At 71.5% G+C, this 19,827-nt stretch carries 18 protein-coding genes; 10 read left to right on the plus strand and 8 right to left on the minus strand.

Annotated features, from left to right (window positions below; translation table 11 throughout):
* Window positions 1–10 precede the first annotated feature (10 nt).
* From BLV76_RS06500 to BLV76_RS06510, 3 genes are read right to left on the minus strand one after another with little or no spacing between them, the layout of a single operon-like run.
* Complete coding sequence (locus BLV76_RS06500; RefSeq protein WP_090968399.1) at window positions 11–1,084, minus strand: ABC transporter permease; 1,074 nt, start codon at window positions 1,082–1,084, stop codon at window positions 11–13.
* Complete coding sequence (locus tag BLV76_RS06505; protein WP_090968400.1) at window positions 1,081–2,163, minus strand: ABC transporter permease; 1,083 nt, start codon at window positions 2,161–2,163, stop codon at window positions 1,081–1,083. Before BLV76_RS06505 ends, BLV76_RS06500 begins: the two co-directional genes overlap by 4 nt.
* Window positions 2,160–3,677, minus strand: coding sequence for a sugar ABC transporter ATP-binding protein (locus BLV76_RS06510; protein ID WP_090968401.1), 1,518 nt, complete (start codon window positions 3,675–3,677; stop codon window positions 2,160–2,162). Before BLV76_RS06510 ends, BLV76_RS06505 begins: the two co-directional genes overlap by 4 nt.
* A 187-nt stretch (window positions 3,678–3,864) precedes the next feature.
* On the opposite strand from BLV76_RS06510, the gene BLV76_RS06515 reads away from it, so the two are divergent.
* Window positions 3,865–4,878, plus strand: a complete 1,014-nt coding sequence (locus BLV76_RS06515) for a LacI family DNA-binding transcriptional regulator (protein ID WP_217630281.1) — start codon at window positions 3,865–3,867, stop codon at window positions 4,876–4,878.
* Between the two features lie 88 nt (window positions 4,879–4,966).
* Here BLV76_RS06515 and BLV76_RS06520 read toward each other — a convergent pair whose 3' ends face one another.
* On the minus strand, window positions 4,967–5,983 hold the full coding sequence (locus BLV76_RS06520) for a LacI family DNA-binding transcriptional regulator (RefSeq protein ID WP_090968403.1): 1,017 nt from the start codon (window positions 5,981–5,983) through the stop codon (window positions 4,967–4,969).
* Between the two features lie 212 nt (window positions 5,984–6,195).
* Here BLV76_RS06520 and BLV76_RS06525 point away from each other — a divergent pair, with 212 nt between their 5' ends.
* From BLV76_RS06525 to BLV76_RS06545, 5 genes are all read left to right on the plus strand, one after another.
* Window positions 6,196–7,476 (plus strand): sugar ABC transporter substrate-binding protein, encoded by a 1,281-nt coding sequence (locus BLV76_RS06525; protein ID WP_090968404.1) that lies wholly within the window; start codon window positions 6,196–6,198, stop codon window positions 7,474–7,476.
* A 93-nt stretch (window positions 7,477–7,569) separates the two neighbouring features.
* Complete coding sequence (locus BLV76_RS06530) at window positions 7,570–9,174, plus strand: ABC transporter permease subunit (protein WP_217630282.1); 1,605 nt, start codon at window positions 7,570–7,572, stop codon at window positions 9,172–9,174.
* On the plus strand, window positions 9,174–10,085 hold the full coding sequence (locus tag BLV76_RS06535) for a sugar ABC transporter permease (protein WP_090968405.1): 912 nt from the start codon (window positions 9,174–9,176) through the stop codon (window positions 10,083–10,085). The genes BLV76_RS06530 and BLV76_RS06535 overlap by 1 nt, the downstream gene beginning before the upstream one ends.
* Before the next feature lie 7 nt (window positions 10,086–10,092).
* A complete protein-coding gene (locus BLV76_RS06540) occupies window positions 10,093–11,286 on the plus strand; it encodes an ABC transporter ATP-binding protein (protein WP_090968406.1) in 1,194 nt (397 codons plus the stop codon).
* Window positions 11,287–11,298: 12 nt separating this feature from the next.
* Window positions 11,299–12,246, plus strand: a complete 948-nt coding sequence (locus tag BLV76_RS06545; RefSeq protein ID WP_090968407.1) for a glycoside hydrolase family protein — start codon at window positions 11,299–11,301, stop codon at window positions 12,244–12,246.
* Here BLV76_RS06545 and upp read toward each other — a convergent pair.
* Window positions 12,243–12,884, minus strand: a complete 642-nt coding sequence (upp, locus tag BLV76_RS06550; protein ID WP_090968408.1) for a uracil phosphoribosyltransferase — start codon at window positions 12,882–12,884, stop codon at window positions 12,243–12,245. The two genes, BLV76_RS06545 and upp, sit on opposite strands and share 4 nt — an antisense overlap.
* Before the next feature lie 98 nt (window positions 12,885–12,982).
* Between upp and BLV76_RS06555 the strand changes: the two genes are divergently transcribed.
* The 4 genes from BLV76_RS06555 to BLV76_RS06570 all read left to right on the plus strand — a co-directional run bounded on the left by BLV76_RS06555 (window position 12,983) and on the right by BLV76_RS06570 (window position 15,000).
* Window positions 12,983–13,468, plus strand: coding sequence for a tRNA adenosine deaminase-associated protein (locus BLV76_RS06555; protein ID WP_090968409.1), 486 nt, complete (start codon window positions 12,983–12,985; stop codon window positions 13,466–13,468).
* A gap of 26 nt (window positions 13,469–13,494) precedes the next feature.
* Window positions 13,495–13,926, plus strand: a complete 432-nt coding sequence (locus BLV76_RS06560; protein ID WP_090972412.1) for a nucleoside deaminase — start codon at window positions 13,495–13,497, stop codon at window positions 13,924–13,926.
* A 106-nt stretch (window positions 13,927–14,032) separates the two neighbouring features.
* Window positions 14,033–14,515, plus strand: a complete 483-nt coding sequence (locus BLV76_RS06565; protein ID WP_090968410.1) for a hypothetical protein — start codon at window positions 14,033–14,035, stop codon at window positions 14,513–14,515.
* A 20-nt stretch (window positions 14,516–14,535) separates the two neighbouring features.
* Window positions 14,536–15,000, plus strand: a complete 465-nt coding sequence (locus BLV76_RS06570; protein ID WP_090968411.1) for a GNAT family N-acetyltransferase — start codon at window positions 14,536–14,538, stop codon at window positions 14,998–15,000.
* Here BLV76_RS06570 and BLV76_RS06575 read toward each other — a convergent pair.
* From BLV76_RS06575 to BLV76_RS06585, 3 genes are read right to left on the minus strand one after another with little or no spacing between them, the layout of a single operon-like run.
* Complete coding sequence (locus BLV76_RS06575) at window positions 14,979–16,379, minus strand: wax ester/triacylglycerol synthase domain-containing protein (RefSeq protein ID WP_139306501.1); 1,401 nt, start codon at window positions 16,377–16,379, stop codon at window positions 14,979–14,981. The genes BLV76_RS06570 and BLV76_RS06575 overlap by 22 nt on opposite strands.
* Window positions 16,376–17,809 (minus strand): HAD-IB family hydrolase, encoded by a 1,434-nt coding sequence (locus BLV76_RS06580; protein WP_090968413.1) that lies wholly within the window; start codon window positions 17,807–17,809, stop codon window positions 16,376–16,378. Before BLV76_RS06580 ends, BLV76_RS06575 begins: the two co-directional genes overlap by 4 nt.
* Before the next feature lie 25 nt (window positions 17,810–17,834).
* Window positions 17,835–19,760, minus strand: coding sequence for a lysophospholipid acyltransferase (locus tag BLV76_RS06585; RefSeq protein WP_090968414.1), 1,926 nt, complete (start codon window positions 19,758–19,760; stop codon window positions 17,835–17,837).
* Window positions 19,761–19,827: the final 67 nt, after the last annotated feature.

The following is a 19,827-nucleotide window of genomic DNA, read 5'->3' on the forward strand; positions in this document are numbered from 1 at the left end:
TTTCGGATGTTCAGACGTCGGCGGTCGCCGCGTCCTTGTCGGGGCGCGGTCCCGGAGGAGCCGCTGATGCCTTGCGGGGCAGCCGCGAGCCGGCCCACCCAAGGACGCTGGGGAGGATCACCGAGGCCACCAGGAGCAGGCCGACGATGATGTTGGTGACGTTGACCGTCACGGACTCCAGGCGGAGCGCACTGGCGATGACGCCGATGAGGACCACGCCGGCGAGCACGCCGTGCAGCCGGCCCCGGCCTCCGAAGATCGACACGCCGCCGAGGAGCACCGCGGCGATCACCTGGAGCTCGTAGCCGGTCGCGTTGTCACCGCGGGCCGAGCCGTAGCGCAGCGTGAAGTAGATCCCGGCGAGGGCGGAGACGACGCCGGAGAGCAGGAAGAGCACCATCTTGGTGCGGGCCACGTCGACGCCGGTGAAGTGCGCGGCCTCGTCGTTGAGCCCGATCTCGTACACCCCGCGACCGAACGTCGAGAAGTGCAGCAGCACGACGAAGCCGACGGCGAGGACCGCGAAGGGGATCATCACGAGCGGGATCCGGGACTCGCCGATGGTGCCCGTGGCCAGGTCCGACCACGTGTCCGGGAAGTCGGTGATGGCCGTGGTGCCCAGCAGGCCGACCGCGATGCCGCGGAACAGCGCGAGGGTGCCGATCGTGACCGCGAGCGAGGGCAGCCCGACGTAGGCGATCAGGAATCCGTTGAGCGCGCCGCAGACCAGTCCGGCCAGGAGCGCGAGGAGCGCTGCCGCCGGGATGGACATGCCGGCGTCGTGGAGGACGCCGAGCAGCACGCTGCTCAGTCCCATGATGCTGGCCACCGACAGGTCGATCTCGCCGGTGATGATGATCAGCGTCATCGGCAGCGCGATCAGCAGGATCGGGGCGATGTCCTGGAGCAGGAACTTCAGCGTCAGGGGGCCGTCGAAGTTCGGCACGTTGGCGAGCGAGTAGAGGATCACCGCGGCCGTGAGCACGATGACGGCGGTCTCGCGGGTCAGCAGCCAGCGCTTCCAGAGCGGCGCCGAGTAGGCGGCGTACGTCCGGGTCGGGGCGCTGGACACAGCGGTGCTCATGCGTGGTCCCTCGATTCTGCGAGCTTGCGGGCTTGTCGGCGGGCCAGGACGCGGTCGAGCACGATCGCGCCGAGGATCAGGACGCCGACGACGGCGCGCTGCCAGAAGTCCTCGATGCCGAGGCTGGGCAGGGCCCGGTTGATGGTGATCAGGAGGAAGGCGCCGATGGCGGCGCCCCAGACGGTGCCGCTGCCGCCGAAGATCGCGATGCCGCCGATCACGGCCGCGGCCACGGCCTGCAGCTCGATGCCGGAGCCGACGCTCGAGCTCACCGTGCCGTAGCGGGCCGTGTAGAGCGCGCCCGCCAGGCCGGCCAGCGCGCCGCTGAGGACGAAGGCGGCGAGCAGGCGGCGGCGTACGGGCAGGCCGTAGAGCACCGCCGCGTCGGGGTCGGACCCGATCGCGTAGAGCTCGCGGCCGCCGCGGGCGTTGTGGAGGTAGTAGCCCACCGCGGCCAGCACGACCACGGCGATGATCGTCAGCACCGGGATGGTGAGGACGGTCTTGGTGCCGAGGGCGAGGAAGTCGCGCGGCAGGTCGCCGGCGTTGATCCGGTCGCTGCCGGCCCAGGTCAGCATGATGCCGCGGTAGATGTAGAGCGTGCCGAGCGTGATCACCAGCGCGGGGACCTTGCCGTGGGCGACGAGCGCGCCGTTGACGAGGCCGAGCACGGCGCCCATCAGCAGGCACGCGGCGAGCACCACGACGATCGGCAGGTTCGGCTGCTCGATGAACAGGCGCCCGGTGAGGTAGGCCGTCAGCGCCATCGTCGAGCCGACCGACAGGTCGACGTTGCGGGTGATGATCACGACCGCCTGGCCGACCGCCAGGAGCAGCAGGATCGACGGGTTGAGCAGGAAGTTGCGCCAGCCGTCGGAGCTGAAGAGGAAGCCGTTGTTCTTCGTCGTGGCGAGCACGACGACCGCGACCAGCACCAGGAAGATCGAGAGCTCGCGCGAGCGCAGGACCGTCGTCAGCGCCCGTCGCGTCGGCGAGAGGCGGCTCGGCTCGACGAGCAGCGCCTCCGAGGACGAGACCTCGGCGTCCACTCCGGGACGCTCGACGTCGGTGTGGCTCATCGTGCTTCCTCCAGGTGGTGCGTGGCCGCGTGCATGACGGCCTCGGGGGTGGCGTCCGCGCGGTCGAGCTCGGCGGTCAGCCGGCCCTCGCAGAGGACGAGGACGCGGTCGGCCATGCCGAGCACCTCGGGCAGCTCGGACGAGATCATCAGGATCGCGAGTCCCTGGCCGGCGAGCTCGGAGAGCAGGCGGTGCACCTCGGACTTGGTGCCGACGTCGATGCCGCGGGTGGGTTCGTCGATGATCAGCAGCTTCGGGTTGGTCGCGAGCCACTTGGCGATGACGACCTTCTGCTGGTTGCCGCCGCTCATCGTGGCGGCGTTCATGTCGAGCGCGGAGGTCTTCACCTCCAGGCGACCGGCCCACGGACCGGCGGCCCTGTTCTCCATCGAGCCGGTGATCAGCCCGGCCCTGGCGATGCCGCGGCGGATCACCGCGGCGACGTTGCCCGCGACGGAGGAGTCGATGACCAGGCCCTGCTTGCGGCGGTCCTCGGGGATGAAGGCCATGCCGGCCTTGATGGCGGAGCGCGGGTCGCGGGCCCGGACCGGCTTGCCCAGCATCGTCACCGAGCCGGAGTCGTAGGCGTCGACGCCGAAGACGGCGCGGGCGACCTCGCTGCGACCGGCACCGACGAGCCCGGCCAGTCCGACGATCTCGCCGGCGCGGACGTCGAGGTCGATGTCGTGGAAGACGCCGGCGCGGGTGAGGCCGCGGACCTGCAGGACCGGCTCGCCGATCTCCGCGGGCGTCTTGGGGAAGAGGTCGTCGACGTCGCGGCCGACCATGAGCGAGACGAGGTCCGACGACGTGGTCTCGTCGACGCGACGGGTGTCGACGTAGGAGCCGTCGCGCATCACGGTGACGGTGTCGCAGAGCGCGAAGACCTCGTCGAAGCGGTGCGAGATGAAGACCAGCGCGCGGCCCTCGTCGCGCAGGCTCCGAGCGACGGCGAAGAGCCGCTCGACCTCGACCCCGCTGAGCGCCGCCGTCGGCTCGTCCATGACGAGGAGGCGTGCGTCGAGCGAGATCGCCTTGGCGATCTCGATGATCTGCTGGTCGGCGATGGACAGGCCCTCGGCGGGACGGCGGGGGTCGATGCGCACCCCCAGGCGGGCGAACAGCGCCTCGGCCTCGGTGTACATCGCCTGGCGGTCGATCCGGCGCCCGCGCGTGACGGGCTGGCGGCCCATGAAGATGTTCTCGGTGACCGAGAGGTCCGGGAAGAGGGTCGGCTCCTGGTAGATCACCGCGACGCCGGCCTGCTTGGACTCCGCGGTCGAGCCGAAGTCGACCGCCTCGCCGCCGAGCTCGAAGGTGCCGGAGTCGCGGCGGTGGACGCCCGCGACGACCTTGACGAGGGTCGACTTGCCGGCCCCGTTCTCACCGATGAGAGCGTGGATGGAGCCCGCCTCGACCGAGATGCTGCCCGCGCGCAGGGCGACCACGGGCCCGAACGACTTCGAGACGTCGCGCAGCACGAGCACCGGTGCGGCGGTGTTGCTGGTCGGCATGGAGCTCCTCGGTTTGAAAGGTTTCAACGAAACGTAGGTGAAGGTGATCACACGTGTCAAGGGTCACTTCGGGGTGTTTTCTGCGTCGTTATCGACTGGTGACCTGAGCGGCCGCCATGGCGTACGCTCCGAGCCACATCGTTTCAACGGGGGGTTGGAGCGCACCGAGCACGAGGAGGTACGGCGAGTGGCGCGTGCCTCCTCCGTCAAGGACGTCGCTGCCCTCGCGGGCGTCTCGCTCGGCACGGTCAGCAACGTCCTCAACCGCCCCGACCGGGTGTCCCCGGGCACCCGCGGCAAGGTCGAGCAGGCGATGCGCGACCTCGGCTTCGTGCGCAACGAGTCGGCTCGCCAGCTGCGTGCCGGGCACAGCCGGATGCTCGCCTACGTGCTGCTCGACGCCCGCAACCCCTTCTTCACCGACGTGGCCGAGGGGGCGGAGCGGGCCGCCGAGGCCGCCGACCTCTCGCTCTTCCTGTGCCACTCCGACAACCGCGCCTCCCGCGAGGGCGACTACCTCGCGCACCTCGTCGAGCAGCGCGTGCAGGGCATCCTCGTCACCCCGGTCGACCCGCACGCGAGCGTCCTCGGCGACGTACGCCGCAACGGCACGCCGCTCGTCATCGTCGACCGCACCCGCGACGACGACGAGTTCTGCTCGGTCGCCGTCGACGACGTCCTCGGCGGCCGGCTGGCCGTCGAGCACCTCCTCGAGCAGGGCCACACCCGCGTCGCCTTCATCGGCGGCCCCGCCACGATCGGCCAGGTGCGCGACCGCCTCGAGGGGGCCCGCCAGGCGTGGGCCGAGTCGGGACTGCCCGACGACCAGCTCGTCGTCGTGCCGACCGAGGGCCTCACCGTCGTGGAGGGCCGCTCCGCCGGCGAACGCGTGATGGGCATCGGCCGCAAGCGCCGCCCGACCGCCGCCTTCTGCGCCAACGACCTGCTCGCCCTCGGCCTGCTCCAGCAGCTCAGCACCGCCGGCTCCACGGTCCCCGGTGACCTCGCGATCGTCGGCTACGACGACATCGAGTACGCCAGCGCCGCCGCCGTACCCCTCACCTCCGTGCGCCAGCCCCGCCAGGAGCTCGGCCGCCGCGCCACCGAGCTCGTCCTCGACGAGGCCGACAACCCCGACCACCGCCACGAGCAGGTCGTCTTCACCCCCGAGCTGGTCGCCCGGCGCTCCACCCTCGGCTGACCTCCCTGGGCGCCCTCCTCCTCGTCCCGCTCACCGGAGCGGTGAGTGAGACATCTTCTGATCCCGCAGAACCTGCCTCACGCACCGCTCAGCGGGACGACGGCGGGGCGACGGAGGCGCGCTCGCGCACCGGCATCGGGACCAGTACGACGCCCGCGGGCGGGTCGTCGCCGAGGAGGAGGTCGACGGCGGTCCGGCCCATGTCGAACTCCGGGAGGGCGATCGTGGAGAGCGTGGGTCGCAGCCAGCTGGCGAGCTCGGAGTCGTCGAAGGACACCACCGAGACGTCGCCCGGGACGCTGAGACCGGCGGCGGCGAGGGCCTGGTAGGCGCCGAGCGCGATGCGGTCGTTGAGGCAGACGAGGGCCCTCGGCCGGAGCCCGGAGGCGAGCGCCTCGGTGAGGGCGTCGAAGCCGGCCTCGGGCCACCAGGCGCAGTCGATCCGGTCGGCGAAGCCGGTGCCGGCCGCGGCGAGCCCGGCGAGCAGCCCCTCGAGCCGGCGCTGGGCCGGCAGCTTGCGGGTGAGCGTCTCGCCGACGAGCACGATGCCCTCGCGGTGGCCGGCGTCGGTGAGCAGCCGGGCGGCCGCACGTCCGCCCTCCACCTCGTCGGGCACCACGCTCGGGACGCCGGGCCCGGCCTCGCAGTTCACCAGCACGACGCGCTGGTCGGCGAGCGCCGCAGGCAGCTCGACGACGTCGTGGGACGCGGTGGTGAAGAGGATCCCGTCGACCTGGCGGGCGACGAGGTCGTCGACGAGGACCGGCTCGAGCTTCGGGTCGCCCTCGGACTCGCAGATGAGCAGCCGGTGCCCGTGCTCGAGCGAGGCCGTCAGCGCGCCACGGATGATGTCGCCCCCGTAATGGCCGGTGATGATCGTGTCGGCCACCAGCCCGATGGTGCTGCTCACCTGCGTGCGCAGGCTCCGCGCCATCAGGTTCGGGCGGTAGTCGAGCTCGCGGGCCGCGCGCAGGATGCGTTGCCGGGTGTCCTCGGAGACACGCACGTCGCGCCCGCCCAGCACGAGCGAGGCAGTGGCGGACGAGACGCCGGCGTGCTCCGCGACGTCGCGCAGCAGCACGCGCCGCCGGGCCGACGACGCCATGTGGTTCCTTTCCGACTTCGTTGCACGGCTGTGCCTTGACCTCGCGCACCGCCGGGCAGAGCCTAGGGCGAGGACTCTTGACGTGGCGTACATCACAAGGTTTACTCCCGCTAAATCGTTTTATCAAGGGGCTGTCCGGTCGGCCACCGAGTCGTCGACCGTGTCTCGTGGCATCGCGGCCCCTGCTCCACATCCGCACTAGAGGAGTCCTCATGGCACGTAGGAAGCACACCTTCCGGATCGCGGCGGGCCTGCTCGCGACCGGCCTCGCCCTGACCGCCTGCGGCGGCTCGAGCGACGACAGCTCGGGCGGCGGTGGCGGCGGGAGCAGCGACACCCCGGCAGCCGGCGGCGAGCTCCTGATCTGGGTCGGCACCGGTCCCGGTGGCGACGCCACGACCGACCTCGGCAAGGCCTTCGGCGAGGAGAACGGCGTCGACGTCAAGGTCGAGGTCGTCCCGGGCGACAAGCTCCAGGCGCAGTTCGTCACCGCCGCGCAGGCCGGCGACCCGCCGGACGTCGTGATGGGCGCGCACGACTGGATCGGCAACCTGGTGCAGAACGGCACCATCGACCCGATCCAGATCCCCGAGGCCACCGCCTCGACGCTGCAGCCCCTGGCCCTCGAGGCCGTCACGTTCGACGGCCAGACCTACGGCATGCCCTACACGATGAACAACATCGTGCTGATGCGGAACACCGACATGGTCCCCGACGCACCCGCGACGGTGGAGGACATGGTCGCCGCCGGCGAGAAGGCCGTCTCGGACGGCAAGGCCCAGGAGCCGCTGGCCTGGCCGGTCAGCGACACGGGCAACCCCTACTTCATCAACCCGCTCTACACCTCCGGTGGCGGCTACATGTTCGGCCAGGGCTCCGACGGCAGCTTCGACCCGGCCGACCTCGGCGTCGCGACGCCCGGTGCGGTGACGGCGTACGAGAAGATCGGCGCGCTCGGCGAGAAGGGCTCGGGCGTGCTCAAGCGCTCCATCAACACCGACAACGCGATCTCGCTCTTCACCTCCGGCAAGACGCCGTTCCTCATCGAGGGCCCGTGGCAGCTCACCACCCTCGACGACAGCGACATCAACTACGAGGTGTCCGCGGTGCCGGGCTTCGAGGGCATGGACCCGGCCTCGCCGTTCATCACCGTCGACGCGGCCTACGTCGCCAGCGGCGGCGCCAACAAGACGCTCGCGCAGGAGTTCGTGACCAACTACTGGTCGCGCGCCGACGTCGGGCAGACGCTCTTCGAGGCCACCAAGAACGTGCCGGCCAACACCGACACGCTGGCCGCCATCGAGGGTGACAACCCCGCCGTGGCCGCCGTGGCCAAGGCCGGCGCCGACAACGGCCAGATCATGCCGAGCATCCCGCAGATGGCGGCGGTCTGGGACCCGCTGGGCAAGGCCGAGGCCGCCGTCATCGGCGGCGCCGACCCCGACAGCACCATCAAGGCGGCGGCGAAGACGATCGAGGCCGCGATCAAGTAGCACCACCCCGCACGAGTCCCGGGCCGACCGCCACCGGCCGGCCCGGGACCCAGGGGGACGTGTCCCCGCACCGACTCCGCAGAGGAGAGCCACGTGGCACACAGCTCCGCACCGCCCCCCGAGGCCAGCCGGCCGCGCTTCGGGCTCGGCGCCGACGGCACCAGCACCCCGCTGATGCTGCTGGTCAAGATCGCCGGCCTGGCGCTCGTCGCGGCCATCGCCGTCTTCTCGGCCATGCCGTTGCTCCGCACCGACAACTGGCTGGGGCTGGCGGTCGTCGTCCTCGTCACCGCGCTCGCGTTCTACGTCTACCTCTCCCCGCGCCCGGTCCCCCTGAAGTACCTCCTGCCCGGCACCCTCTTCCTGATCGCCTTCCAGATCGTGCCGGTCGTCTACACCGTCTCCACCGCCTTCACGAACTTCGGCGACGGCCACCGTGGCAGCAAGGAGCAGGCGATCACCGCGATCGAGGGCGCCTCGGTCAAGCAGGTCCCCGACTCCACGATCTACACGCTGACCCTCGCCACCGACGGCGACCCGGCGACCGGCGACATCGTCTTCCTGCTCGCCGACCCGTCGACCCAGGAGAGCTTCGTCGGCACCGCCGACGGCCTCGAGCCGCTCGACTCGGGCACCTTCGAGGCACCGACCGTCGGCGGCAAGATCACCGAGGCCGACGGCTACACCGTGCTCACCGTCCCCCAGGTCAACGCCCGCCAGGACGACATCCAGGCCTTCAGCGTCCCGACCGACGCGGGGGCGATCAAGAGCCAGGGCCTCTCGGCCGCGTTCGAGGGGGCGCCGCAGCAGTCGTACGACAAGGGGTGCGACTGCATCACGGACGCGACGACCGGCAACACCTGGACCGCCGACGACTCCAGCGGGACGTTCACCTCCGACGACGGGGGCCGGGCGCTGGCGCAGGGGTGGAAGGTCGGCGTCGGCTTCGACAACTTCACCCGGGTCCTGACCAACGAGACCATCCGCTCGTCGTTCCTGCGGATCGTGGTGTGGAACTTCGCCTTCGCGATCGGCACCGTGGTGATCTGCTTCGCGCTGGGCCTGCTCGTCGCGGTGGCGCTCAACAACCCGCTGCTGAAGGGCCGCACGCTCTACCGCTCGCTGATCATCCTCCCCTACACGATGCCGTCGGTCGCGATGTACCTCGTCTGGCGCGAGATGTTCAACACCGACTTCGGCCTGATGAACCGGCTGCTCGGCACCGACATCAACTGGTTCGGCACGACCGCGAGCTCGATGTTCGCGATCTTCCTGATCCAGCTGTGGCTGGGCTACAACTACATGTTCCTGGTCATCACCGGGGCCCTGCAGTCGATCTCCACCGACCTGGTCGAGGCCGCCGGGGTCGACGGCGCGAAGCCGTTCTACGCCTTCCGCACGATCACGTTCCCGCTGCTGCTGGTGGCGCTCGCGCCGCTGCTGATCACGTCGTTCGCCTTCAACTTCAACAACTTCCCGGCGATCTTCCTCACCAGCCAGGGTGGGCCGTTCCCCCCTGACAACCCGAGCGCCGGCGGCACCGACCTGCTGATCACCTACACCTACCGGCTCGCCTTCGGCGGTTCCGGCGCCGACTACGGCTTCGCCGCCGCGATCTCGGTCTTCATCTTCCTGATCGTCGCGGTCGTCTCGATCATCGGCTTCCGCCGCACCCAGGCCCTCGAGGAGATCAACTGATGGCCACCACCACCGCAGCACCTGTCACGTCCGACGACGAGGTCGTCCGGCTCGGCACCGCCAAGGGGAACTGGTTCCGCCGCGTCGGCTGGAGCCACCTCGTCGGCGTGCTGGCCCTGCTGTTCTCGATCTTCCCGATCCTGTTCGTGCTCTCGGCCTCGCTCAACCCGGTCGGCACGCTCAGCACGTCCGAGCTGCTCCCCACGAGCGTCAGCTTCACGAACTACCGGGAGGCGCTGGGCGGCTCGTTCCCGCGCTGGTTCCTCAACAGCATCATCATCGCCTCGCTGTCGGCGGGCGCCTCGATGTTCATCTCGGCCTGCGCGGCGTTCGCCTTCTCGCGCTTCCGCTTCATGGGGCGGCGCACCGGCCTGCTGGGCCTGCTGCTGATCCAGATGTTCCCGCAGTTCCTGGCGATCGTGGCGATCTACCTGATGTTCGCCAACATCACGGAGCTGTGGCCGGCCGTCGGCCTCAACACCCGGTGGGGCCTGCTGATCCTCTACCTCGGCGGCGCGCTCGGCGTGAACACCTGGTTGATGAAGGGCTTCTTCGACACCATCCCGAAGGACCTCGACGAGTCCGCCAAGGTCGACGGCGCCACCCACGTGCAGGTCTTCTTCGGGATCATCCTCCCGCTGGTCGCGCCGATTTTGGCGATCACCGGCCTGCTCGGCTTCATCGGCGCGATCAACGAGTTCCTGATCGCCAGCATCTTCCTCACCGACGACAGCTCCAAGACCGCTGCCGTCGGCCTCTACGGCCTCGTGGCCGACCCGCTGACCAAGAACGCCAACTTCGGAGTGTTCGCGGCCGGCTCGATGGTCCTCTCCATTCCGACCGTCGCCCTGTTCATGTACCTCCAGCGCTACATCGTCGGCGGACTGACCGCCGGCGCCGTGAAGGGATGAGTGGATCGTGGCCGAAGTAGTCCTCGACAAGGTCAACAAGCTCTACGACAACGGCTTCCACGCCGTGCACGACCTCTCGATCGACATCGCCGACGGCGAGTTCATCGTGCTGGTCGGCCCGTCCGGCTGCGGCAAGTCCACCGCCCTGCGGATGATCGCGGGGCTGGAGGACATCAGCACTGGCACGCTGTCGATCGACGACCGCGTGGTCAACACGCTGTCCTCGCGCGAGCGTGACATCGCGATGGTCTTCCAGTCCTACGCGCTCTACCCGCACATGAGCGTGGCCGACAACATCGCGTACGGCCTCAAGATCCGGCGCATGGACAAGTCCGAGATCCAGCAGCGGGTCAAGCGCGCCGCCGACATGCTCGAGCTCGGTCCCCTGCTCGACCGCAAGCCCAAGCAGCTCTCCGGCGGCCAGCGCCAGCGCGTCGCGATGGGCCGCGCGATCGTCCGCGAGCCCAAGGTCTTCCTGATGGACGAGCCGCTGTCCAACCTCGACGCCAAGCTGCGCGTGCAGATGCGCGCCGAGATCGGCCAGGTCCAGCGCGACCTCAACGTCACCACGATCTACGTCACCCACGACCAGACCGAGGCGATGACGATGGGCGACCGCGTCGCCCTGATGAAGGCGGGCGTGCTGCAGCAGCTCGGTGCGCCGCAGCACCTCTACGACAACCCCGACAACATCTTCGTCGCGGGCTTCATCGGCTCACCGCCGATGAACATGGCCCTGGCGACGGTGGACCGCACGAGTGAGGGCGTGACGGTCACCATGGGGGGTGCCGAGGTCACCGTTCCCGAGACCGTGACCTCGGCACGCCCCGCCCTCGTGTCCTACGCCGGGCGCCAGGTCGCGATCGGCCTCCGCAGCGAGGACATGGAGGACGCCTCGCTCGCCCGCGACGGCGCCAGCAGGGCCACCCTGTCGACCACGGTCAGCCTCACCGAGGCGCTCGGCTCGGAGATCGTCGTGCACTTCCCGGTCGACGCGCCGCGCGTGGTCACCGAGGACACCCGGGCGCTCGAGGAGGACGCCGGCACCGACGACATCCCGACCACCACCTCCGGCAACACGTGGGTCGCCTCGTTCAGCCCGCGGTCGCGGGTGCGTCCGGGTGACACGGTGCAGATCGCGCTCGACGCGGAGCGGCTGCACTACTTCGACCCCGACACCGGCCTCGCGATCCGCGACTGATGCCCTGAGCAGATGCTCCGCCTCCCCCGCCACTGGGCCTGGGACAGCTGGGTCGCCGACGACGGTGACCTCTACCACCTGTTCTTCCTCAAGGCCGAGCGGAACGACGACATGGCCAGCCGCCACACCCGGGCCGTGGTCGGCCACGCCGCCTCGCCAGACCTCACCACCTGGACCGAGCTCCCCGACGCGCTCGGCCCGGGGGAGGACGGCGCGTTCGACGACCTCGCCACCTGGACCGGCTCGGTCGTGCAGTGCGACGCCGGTCGGTGGCGGATGTTCTACACCGGGGTGTCCCGCGACGGCGGTCTCACCGACCAGCGCATCGGCCAGGCGGTGTCCGACGACCTCGTGAGCTGGACCCGGCTCTCCGGGGCGCCGGTGGTGCCGGTGCGCCCCGACCTCTACCAGACCGACCCGGTCGACCCGACCGCCAGCGAGACCTGGCGCGACCCGTTCGTGCTGCGCGACGAGGACGGCTGGCACCTGCTCGTGACCGCCCGGGCCGTCGGGGCCGGCCGCCACGACGACGGCGTGCTGGCCCACGCGTGGAGCCGCGACCTCCTCCAGTGGGAGGTCCGCGAGCCGCTCTCGCGTCCCGGCGCCGGCTTCGGCCAGCTCGAGGTGGCGCAGGTCAGGGAGCTCGACGGCCGGTGGGTGCTCGTCTTCACGTGCCACCCCGCCGAGCAGACCGACGTACGACGTGCGCGCTGGGGCGAGTTCTGCACCTGGTCCGTCCCCGGGGAGTCGATGCTCGGGCCGTGGGACGTGGCGGCGGCGCGGCCGTTCACCGCCGTGCCCGACCTCTTCGCCGCCCCGCTCGTGCAGCGGCGCGACGGGTCGTGGTGCCTCATCGGCTTCCGCAACCGCGAGGAGGAGGGCGTCGACGGGATGGAGATCAGCGACCCCGTCCCGGTGGTGCTGGACGAGGACGGCTTCCTGGTGGCGCGGGGTGACTAGTGCGCGACGCCGTAGAGCCGGTCGCCGGCGTCGCCGAGGCCCGGGACGATGTAGCCCTTCTCGTTGAGCTTCTGGTCGAGGGCGGCGGTGACCACGGTGACCGGGACGTCGAGGCCGTCGAGGCCCTTCTCCAGGTTGGCGACGCCCTCGGGCGCGGCCAGCAGGCAGATCGCGGTGATGTCGTCGGCCCCGCGGTCGGTGAGGAACTTGATCGCCGCGGCGAGCGTGCCGCCGGTGGCGAGCATCGGGTCGAGGACGTAGCACTGGCGGCCCGAGAGGTCCTCGGGGAGGCGCTCGGCGTAGGTGGACGCCTCGAGCGTCTCCTCGTTGCGCACCATGCCGAGGAAGCCGACCTCGGCCGTGGGCAGCAGGCGCATCATCCCGTCGAGCATGCCGAGCCCGGCACGCAGGATCGGCACGACCATCGGCTTGGGCTGCGCGAGGTAGACGCCCGTCGTCGGGCCGACCGGGGTGGTGATCGGCTTGGGGTCGACGCGCACCTCGCGGGTCGCCTCGTAGGCCAGCAGGGTGACCAGCTCGTCGGTCAGCCGACGGAAGGTCGGTGAGTCGGTGTGCTCGTCCCGGAGGACGGTCAGCTTGTGGGAGACGAGGGGGTGGTTCACCACGTTGACGCGCATGGGGGCAACCCTAGGGCCTCGATGCCCGGATCAGGGTTGGCGGTGTTGCCGGTTTCTGCGACTCTGGACGGGTCGGGAGCCCCGTGGGAGGTCGGTCCATGTCCGAGCAGAGCGGTGAGGTCGACTTCGCGCTGGCCGCGTTCGTCGAGCACGGCAGCTGGCAGGTGCGCGACATCGCCTCCCCCGCCTTCGAGACGATCGACTCGCTGAGCCACGCGCTGCGCCACGTCTCCGGCGACTCCGGGGCGGTGGGCATGGTCGCCGTCGACGAGGACTTCTTCGTACTCGTGCGCGTCGACGGCACCTCGACGCGCGTGCTGCTCTCCGACGTGACCGCCGCCGACGAGTGGGAGCTCGCGCAGTCGGCCATCGACTTCCTCGGCCTGCCGCCACCCGAGGACGACGACGTCGAGGTCCCGGCGGGCGACCTCGACCTCCTCGGCGACCTCGGCCTCCACGCCGTCGAGATGGGTGCGCTCCTCGACGACGTCGAGCTCTACCCTGACGAGATGCTCTCCGACATCGCGCGCCGGCTCGGCTTCGGCAAGCTCTTCGACGACGCCGTCGGGCTGACCTCTGCATGACCCTCACCGCTCCCTGGGTCGGCCCGATGCGGCTGGCCCTGGCCGAGGCGCAGGCAGCGCTCGCGGGCGACGACGTACCGGTCGGGGCCGTCGTGCTCGACGAGTCCGGCACCGTCATCGGCACCGGGCGCAACACGCGTGAGTCCGACGGCGACCCCACCGGCCACGCCGAGGTCGTCGCGCTCCGCGCCGCCGCGGCCGCGCGCGGCGAGTGGCGGCTCACGGGCTGCACCCTCGTCGTCACCCTCGAGCCCTGCACGATGTGTGCCGGCGCGCTCGTCCTCGCGCGGGTCGACCGCCTCGTCTTCGGGGCGTACGACGACAAGCTGGGCGCCGTCGGCTCCCTCTGGGACGTCGTGCGCGACCGCCGCCTCAACCACCGCCCCGAGGTCGTCGCCGGGGTGCTGGCCGACGAGTCCACGGCCCTGCTCGACGGCTTCTTCGCCCGTCACCGCTGACGTCCCGCCAACCTCGTCGTTCTCCTGTCAGGGCGCCCCTGTCAGTCGTACGCTTCCGGCGCCGCGCCCGTGCCGCGGCACGATCGACACGGGGGAACGACACGACATGGCACTTCGACGACCGGCCCTCGCCGGCGCGCTCGCGCTGACCGCACTGCTCTCCTCGGGGTGTGGAGGCGTCGACGCCTCGACCGCGCCGACCACCGCGAGCGAGGTGGACTTCTGCATGACGTGGGTCAAGCAGGCGACCGACATCGCGAGCCTCATCACCGAGAAGGTGCAGGTCCAGGAGATCCCGACCGGCGAGGAGTTCGTGACCCTGATCGACGCCTGGTCCGCCGAGATGCTGGCGGTCGGCACCCCGGGCGACATGCCCGACGGGGCGCGGTCGTCGTTCGAGACCTATCTCGAGTACGAGTACGACGCCGACGAGCTGGACTTCGGGGAGTTCGAGAACCTGCGGAACGTCGAGGATCCCGGCGACGGCATGGACGACCTGTCCACGGAGGAGTTCAACCAGGCGCGCGAGCTCAGCACCTACCTCCAGAGCACCTGCAACCCGCTCTGGCGCGAGCGCGGCCTCCTCTGACCAGGCCGTAGCCTCGGTCCATGACGGAGGTACGACGAGCCGGTGCCGGCGACGCGGCGGTGCTCGCACGGCTGCTGTGGGACTTCAACACCGAGTTCGAGACCGAGGTCGACGACGTCGACGTGCTCGAGGCCCGCTTCGCCCGGATCCTCGAGCTGCCGGCGGTCCTCGCGGTCCTCGCCGAGGACGGCCCCGACCCGGTGGGCTTCGCCCTCGTGACGCTGCGGCCGGCCATCTGGTTCGACGGGCCGGTGTCCCAGCTCGACGAGCTCTACGTCGTGCCCGCGCTGCGCGACCGCGGCATCGGGACCCGGGTGCTCGACCTGTGCACGGCGCTCGCCCGCGAGCAGGGCTCGCCCGAGATGCACATCAACGTCGACGAGGTCGACGTCGACACCCGCCGGTTCTACGAGCGGCACGGGTGGGTCAACGTCGAGGACGGCACCGACTACCGGATGCTCTGCTACGTCGGTCCGACCGGCTGACCCACGGCGAAGTCGTCGACCTCCTCGCGCAGGCACTCCTCGAGCGCGCCGACGTCGGCCACGGCGCTCGCGTCGACGTTGACGCCGATGCAGGCGGTGTCGCCGACGGTCGTCAGGACGACGGTGAGCGCGGAGCCGGGCAGTGGCCCGAGGACGTACATCCCCTCGACCTGCGCGCCGGCCATGAAGCGCCTGTGTGGCGGGCCGGGGAGCGTCGAGACGTGCGCGTCGGGAGGCGCGGCCAGGCGGAGGGCGCCGGCCCCCACGCAGGACGGCGCCCGGTTGACGGCGGGTGCGACGACGTCGAGCACCTCGAGGGCGCGCTCGGTGTGCAGCGACAGCACCTCCCCGCGGACGGCGGCGACGCGGTCGACGGGGTCGTCGATCCCGAGCGGGCCGGAGATCACGGCGCCGGCGAAGCGGTTGCCGAGGTCGTCGGCGCGGTCGAGCGAGACGCGTACGCCGACGGGGAGCTCGGTCAGGTCGCTGTCGCGCCGTCGGTGGTAGCGGCCGAGCCCGCCGAGGACCAGCGCGACGGCGGCGTCGTCGAGCGTCCCCCCGCCCTGCCGCGCGACCTCGCGGAGCCGGTCGAGCGAGGCGTCGAGGGTGAGGAAGGTCCACCTCTTCCCCGAGCGCGGCGACAGCTCGGGCGAGGCCGGAGCGGCGTGGGTGAGGAGCCTGCGGACGGACGCGCCGTAGCGCAGGGCCGACGCGACCACGGTCTGCGGTCGCGTGGTCGCCAGCCGCCTCACCGCGTCGAGCGCCGCCTCGGGGAGCGCGGCGGCGTCGGCCCGGAGACCGGCGACGGCGAGCTCGATCGGATCGACCGGCGTGGCGGCGTCCACCACGGCGACGGGCTTGCGTGCGGTGTGGCCCCGCTTGCCGGACTGGAGCATCGCGAGGAGCTGCACGGTGCCGAGCGGGTCGGCGAGGGCGTGGTGGATCTTGAGGACGTAGGCCGCGCCGGCCGCGTCGATGTCGAACAGGACCCCCTCCCACAGCGGGCGGGTGCGGTCGAAGGGGCGCAGCGCGAGCTGCGCCGCCTGGGCCAGCACCTCGTCGCGGTCCGCGACGCGCTCGCGACGGAGGTGGTAGCCGAGGTCGAACGTCGGGTCGTCGGCCCACGTCGGAGCGGCGGTCGGGACGACCGGGTCGACGACGCGCTGGCGGAGACGTCGTACGAGCCGGGTGCCCCACTCGGTCGCCGCGACGAGCCGCTTCCAGTCCGGGGCGCGGTCGAGGTCGATCAGCACGACGGAGGTCGACGACTGCACGGGGTGGCGCTCGGAGCGCCACATCAGGGTCTCGACCGGCGTCAGCTCGCTCCGCGTCGACCAGTGCGCGGCGTCGGTCCAGCGCGCGAGGTCGTCGGTGCTCACGACGGCCACCTCGCCAGGGTGTCGGCGAACTTCGCGTGCAGCGAGGCGATCCGCTCGGACATGTCGTCGGCGCTCCAGTCGGTCTCGGGCTCGAGGACGCACACGTCGACGACGCCGGGGTTGAGCACGAGCGAGCTGCGGCCCATCAGCTCGCCGGTGTTGCGGAGCACGACCGGCACGATCGGCACCCCCGACTGCGCCGCGAGGTGGAAGGCGCCCTTGCGGAAGGGTCCGAGCACCGGTGTCGGCGAGCGGGTGCCCTCGGGGAAGATCATCAGCGAGGTGCCGCCGCGGATCCGATCGACGACGCCGTCGAGGGTCGCGCGGGCCGATCCCGAGTCCGAGCGATCGATCCAGGCGGGGTCGATGACGACCGAGCCCACGATCGCGCGGGGGTCCCAGCGCGCCTCCTTCTTGGCGACGATCGTGAAGTCGCGATCGAGCAGCCGGCCGAGGACGGGGATGTCGAGCGAGCTCTGGTGGTTGGCCACGAAGACCGCCGGCCGGTGGGTCCAGAGGCGCTCCTCGTGGAGGACGTCGAGCGAGACGCCCGCGACGGCCATCGGGATGCGCGTCGCGAGCCTGACCGCGAGGTTGCGGCCCTCACTCCGGTCGCGGCGCGCCAGTCCGTAGGCGATGCCGGCCGTGACGCCGGCGTTCATCCCGGCGAGCGCGGCGACCGTGCGTCCGGATGCGAGGAGCGATCCGCCGACCGGGTCGGTGAGGTCGAGGACCGGCCACCCGAGGCGAGCGGCCGCCGACCGCAGGTCGCGGTGCGGGTTGAGCGCGGTGGGGTGCCCGACGGAGGAGAGGAAGGCGACGTCCTCGTAGCCGTTGCCGTAGGCATAGGACTGCGCGAGGTCGACGCCGTGCGCCTTCGCGAAACGGCGTACGCCACTCGCCTTGTGCCTGCCCCAGAGCATCGGGCCGTCGGTCGCGCCGGTGAACTGGCCGTCCTCGACGACGAGCTGCGTGCACACGAGGTGCTCGACGCCGAGGTCCCGGGCGACCGGCCTGACCTGGTAGGACGTCGCTGCCGAGGCGACCGCGACCGTGTGGCCGGCCCGCTGGTGCGCCGCGACGAGGGCGCGGGACTCGCGGCGGATGGTGCCGGCGATCTTGGCGCGGAAGAGCCGCTCGCCGAGGTCGGCGAAGGCCTCCTCGGACTCCCCGCGCATCGCGGAGAAGGCGACGTGGGCGATCCGGGTGGGGTCGCCGCCCAGCTCGCCGTCGACGGCGGTGACGACGGTGCGGAGGAACTCGGCCGGCGACACCTCACGGCCCTTGAGCCGATCGCCGTAGAAGGTGGCGGCGGTGTAGCCCGCGACCAGGGTGCCGTCGAGGTCGAAGAAGGCGCCGACCTCCGGCCCCTGCGGCCCGGCCTCGATCGCGTCGATCGCCGCGCGGACCTCCCCGGACAGCCCGCTCATCCGGGGTCCCCGCGGCGTGCGGTGGTCACACGGTCTCCTGCCGGCGTGGCTGCGGGACGATCGAGGGTGCCGCGGCGGCGGCGGCGATCTCGCCGATGACGTTGACCTGGCGCACCGAGTCGCGGAGCTCGGCGGCGAAGGCCTCGCGCGCCGTGCCGATGCCCTCGGCGCCCTCGAGCAGGCCGCGGTGGCGCGCCAGGGCCAGGGCCGTGCGGAACAGCTCGAGCGAGATCGACTCGAAGCTCGCGACCCGCCGCTGGAGCGCCCACTGCTGGCCGACGGCGAGCGCATCGGCGAGCAGGTCGTCCTCGTCGACGGGTGCGTCGCCGCGGTCGGCGAGCCGGTCGGCGACGACGAGGTAGGCGTCGAGGAACGGCCGCAGCACGAGGTGGGCGAGGTGCGGTCGCGCGGTGACCAGCAGCTCGCGCGCGCGGACGGGGGTGAGCTGGCCCCGCGTGTCCCACCCGGCGTCCTCGCCGACGAGCAGCTCGAGCTCGGTGCGCAGGTCGTCCTCGAAGCCCGCGCGGGCCGGGAAGAAGAACTCGAACTTGAGGAGGTCGCGCATCCGCTTGGCCTCCTCCCAGCCCACCTGCAGCTCGCCGCCCTCGGGCAGCTCGGCGTCGGGCCCGAGCTCGCTGACGGTGAGCAGCGAGAGCTCGCCGATCGCGCGCTCGACGAGGATGTGGATCAGGGTGTTGCGGTAGAACGCGGCGACCAGGTGCTGGTCGTCGGCGATCTTCCAGACCGGCTCGGTGCCCTGCTCGTAGGCCGTCAGCACCTCGCTGCGGGTCAGCTCGGTGAGCGCCCGGCGGATCGTCGAGCGGTCGCGGAGGTCGGCGGCCCCGGCGACCGGCCACTTCCGGGCCTCGATGTAGGTGGCCAGCGGCTCGACCGTGTCGAGCACCTCGTCGACGGTGAGGGCTCGGTCGGCGCCGAGGAGCGCGAGGCTGACGATCGCGGTGACGGTCACCGGCGTCGCGCGGTTGAGCCGGTGGGAGATGTCCAGCGCGACCCGCTCGACCGCGGCGTGGCCGGTGACGCCGTCGGCCTCGAGCTCGGCCATCCGCTCCTTCAGCGAGAACGGCTCGCCGACGGTGAGGTAGGCGCGGCCGAGGCGGTTGCGCTGGAGCCGCGCGAACTTCACCAGCCAGCGCCAGTCCTCCGGGGTCTTGCTGGCGCCGCGCGCCTCCTCGGTCATCAGCGTGACCTCGTGGAGCTGGTCGTAGACCACCGAGACCGGGACGACCTGCACGTCGGGCGCGTCGTCGCCGGCACCCTCGCCCTGGACGGTGTCCGTGAGGTACTTGAGGATCCCGTGCACCGGCGGGCGGAGCTTGCCGGTGCGGGTGCGACCGCCCTCGATGGACCAGGCGAGGTTGCGCTTGTTGGTCACCATCTGGCGGATGTAGGACCGCAGCGCCAGCCGGTAGACCGGGAGCTCCTGCGTGGCGCGCCGGATGAAGATGACGCCGGTCCGGCTGGCCACCGAGCCGATCAGCGGGAGATTCAGGTTGGCGCCGCCGAAGGTGTAGGTCGGCGAGAACCGCCGCGCCATCAGCACGTTGGGGATGACCATCCCGTCGAGGTAGGACCGGTGGCTGAACGCGAGGGCCAGGGAGTGCGTCCGGTCGACCTTGCGCAGCTGCTGCATCTGGTCCTCGTCCACCAGGACGTCGTACGCCCTGAGGAACCAGTCGCCCATCCGCGCCCAGCCCTGCGAGGCGCGGTCGTCGTGCGCGGCCGACATCTCGTGGAGGTAGCCCTCGACCTCCTTGAGCACCTCGCCCTCGGGGCGGCCCTGGCTCGCGGCCTGCTCCTCGACGGCGGCGAGGAAGCGCTCGTCGCGCAGCAGCTCGCCGACCTCCTGCGGCGGCGCGGCCGGCAGCCGCTCGCCGACCGCCCGGGGCAGCGCGGAACGGGCGACCTCGCGGATCCGGCGTACGGCAGCCATGGGCGAAAGTTACCGGCGTCACACCCGTCTGGCCACGGGATCGGCGCATTGCTGGACGAACCTTGAG

This window comes from Nocardioides exalbidus, assembly GCF_900105585.1.
GTDB classification, from domain to species: Bacteria; Actinomycetota; Actinomycetes; order Propionibacteriales; family Nocardioidaceae; genus Nocardioides; species Nocardioides exalbidus.